Consider the following 2,371-nt stretch of genomic DNA (forward strand, 5'->3'; position numbering starts at 1 on the left):
CGTCCGGCTCGCCGGCCCGGAGGCGGCCGCCCTGATCGAAGCCGTCGCGTCGTACGCCCCGGACGCCCGGGACGCCCGGGACGCCCCGCAGCCGCGGAACCTGCGCGAGTCGGTGCGACTCAGCGCCGAGGGACGGGCCCGTACCTGCTATGACCACCTGGCGGGGCAACTGGGCGTGGCCCTGGCCGACGCGATGATCGCCCGCGGCCTGGTCGCCGCCGACTCCGGACTCGCGGTCACCGCGGAGGGCCGGGCGTGGCTGGGCGACACCCTCGGCTACGAGCGGCCGCCGGGCTCCCGGCGGCCGCTCGTACGGGCGTGCCTGGACTGGACGGAGCGCCGGCCCCACCTGGCCGGAGCGCTGGGCGCGGCGCTGTGCGCGGCCGCGCTGGATCGGGGGTGGGTGCGGCGGGTGGGGTCCGGGCGGGCGGTGAAGGTGACGCCGCAGGGGGCCGAGGCGTTCAGGAAGCAGCTGGGCGCGGAGGTGTAGCGGGCGGGGGGGCGGCCTGCGCACTCCGCGGCTGTTCGCTCCGCGGCTGTTCACTCCCGGCTACTCGCGCCCCGGCTACTCACCCAGGCCGCTCGCCCCGCGGCCACTCACTCCCCGGCGCCCACCGACGGCAGATACCGCGGCGCCCGCCACGCGTCCAGCTTCCCCTCCACCGCCGCACCCAGCGTCAGCAGTTCGCCGTCCTGCCGGTCGCCGGCCATCAGCAGCAGCCCGACCGGCAGTTCACCGACGAACCCCGCCGGAACGGACAGCGACGGATACCCCGACACCGCGGCAGGCGTGGACGACGGGATCACGTCGTCGTCGCCGCGCGCGCAGTCCGTCGTCCAGGCGGGCGGGTTGGCCGGGGCGGCGATGGCGTCGAGCCGGTGGGTGGCCATCGTCTCGTCGATGGAGCGCTTCGAGAGATCGTTCAGCTTCGCCCGCATCGCCCGGTACGCCGGGTCGGTGGGCGGCGGCGCGGCGAGCGCCTCCTCGAACAGCTCCTGCCCGGCGAAGCACGTCTGCTCCTCGGGGTGCGTGCGGTTGAACTCGATCAGCTCGCCGAGGTCCGCGGGCCCCTCGCGGGTGGCGAGGTAGGCGTCGATGTCCCGGTGGAACTCGGTCAGCAGCGCCGGGAACTCCAGTTCCCCCAGCCGGTCCTGATACGGCGGCGTCACCTCGACGACCTCCGCGCCCGCCCGCCGCAGCTCCCGGGCCGTACGGGTCATCAGCGCGTCCACCTCCGGCCCGAGAACCGGCAGCCGCCACAGCCCGATGCGCTTGCCGCGCAGCTCGCCGGGGCGGGCGAGGGCCGCGTACGAGGGGAGGGAGGTCCGTACCGACTCGTCCTGCGCGAGGGCGGCGAGGGTGAGCGCGGTGTCGGTGACGTTGCGGGCCATGGGGCCGGCGGTGTCCTGCTCGGCGGAGATGGGGACCACGCCGTCCTGGCTGACGACGCCGAGGCTCGGTTTGTGCCCGACCACGCCGCTCATCCCCGCCGGGCAGACGATGGAGCCGTCGGTCTCGGTGCCGACCGCGACCTGCGCGAGGGAGGCGGCGAGCGCGGCGGCGGAGCCGGAGGAGGAGCCGCAGGGGTTGCGGTCGAGGACGTACGGGTTGTGGGTCTGCCCGCCTACGGCCGACCAGCCGGAGGTCGGCTTCGCGGCGCGGAAGTTGGCCCACTCGGAGAGGTTGGCCTTGCCGAGGATCACGGCTCCTTCCGCGCGGAGCCGGGTGACGAGCGCGGCGTCGTCGGCGGGCGGGCGGCCGGCGAGGGCGGAGGAGCCGGCGGTGGTCGGCAGGTCGCGGGTGTCGATGTTGTCCTTGAGCAGGACGGGGATGCCGTCGAGGGGGCCGCGGGTGTGGCCGCGGCGGTGCCGGGCGTCGCTGGCGGCGGCCTGGCGGAGTGCGGTGGGGTCGCTGCGCAGGACCGAGTCGAGCTTGTGGTCGACGGCGTCGATGCGGCCGAGGTAGGCGCGGGTGAGGGCGGTGGCGGTGAGGGAGCCGCGGTGCATGCGGCGTTGCAGCTCGGGGATGGTGACGGTGTCGAGGTCGACGCCGAGCCGGGCTTCGGCGGCTGCCGCGGACGCGGGGCCGGGCGGGGCGGCGTGGGCGGACGGGCCGGGTAGGCCGGTGGACCCCGCGAGGAGGGCTCCGGCGGCGAGGACGGCGACGAGTGTGGCGGTGCTCCTGTTCCCCATGGGGCTCAGCGCACTACAGGCCCGGGGGGAGCACAAGGGCGCGCGGCGGTATGTGCGGGGAGTGATGGGTGGGGGTGTGCGGGAGGCGCCGGGGTGTCGTGGTGCTGTGCCTGTGCGGCTGCTGTGGCGGTGCTGCGGGCGGCTGTTCAGCGGTTGGCTGGCGGTGGCGCTGGTGCTC

Annotated in this window: 3 protein-coding genes; 2 read left to right on the forward strand and 1 reads right to left on the reverse strand. The window is 76.0% G+C overall.

The window, feature by feature from the left end; all coding sequences use genetic code 11:
- Positions 1-490: transcriptional regulator (locus H5J30_RS27730; RefSeq protein ID WP_181790043.1), on the forward strand; the 490-nt coding region annotated here is incomplete at its 5' end.
- A 107-nt stretch (positions 491-597) separates the two neighbouring features.
- On the opposite strand, the gene H5J30_RS27735 is transcribed toward H5J30_RS27730, so the two are convergent.
- A complete protein-coding gene (locus H5J30_RS27735; RefSeq protein ID WP_181790044.1) occupies positions 598-2,193 on the reverse strand; it encodes an amidase family protein in 1,596 nt (531 codons plus the stop codon).
- Between H5J30_RS27735 and H5J30_RS36065 the strand changes: the two genes are divergently transcribed.
- A partial coding sequence (locus H5J30_RS36065; RefSeq protein WP_220189440.1) for a hypothetical protein occupies positions 2,177-2,371 on the forward strand: 195 nt, incomplete at its 3' end. The genes H5J30_RS27735 and H5J30_RS36065 overlap by 17 nt on opposite strands.

The organism is Streptomyces phytophilus (assembly GCF_013870535.1).
GTDB classification, from domain to species: Bacteria; Actinomycetota; Actinomycetes; order Streptomycetales; family Streptomycetaceae; genus Streptomyces; species Streptomyces phytophilus.

Excerpts from the sequence above, each read along its gene's own strand:
- H5J30_RS27735 (WP_181790044.1), bottom strand. The coding sequence starts at position 2,193 with ATGGGGAACAGGAGCACCGCCACACTCGTCGCCGTCCTCGCCGCCGGA.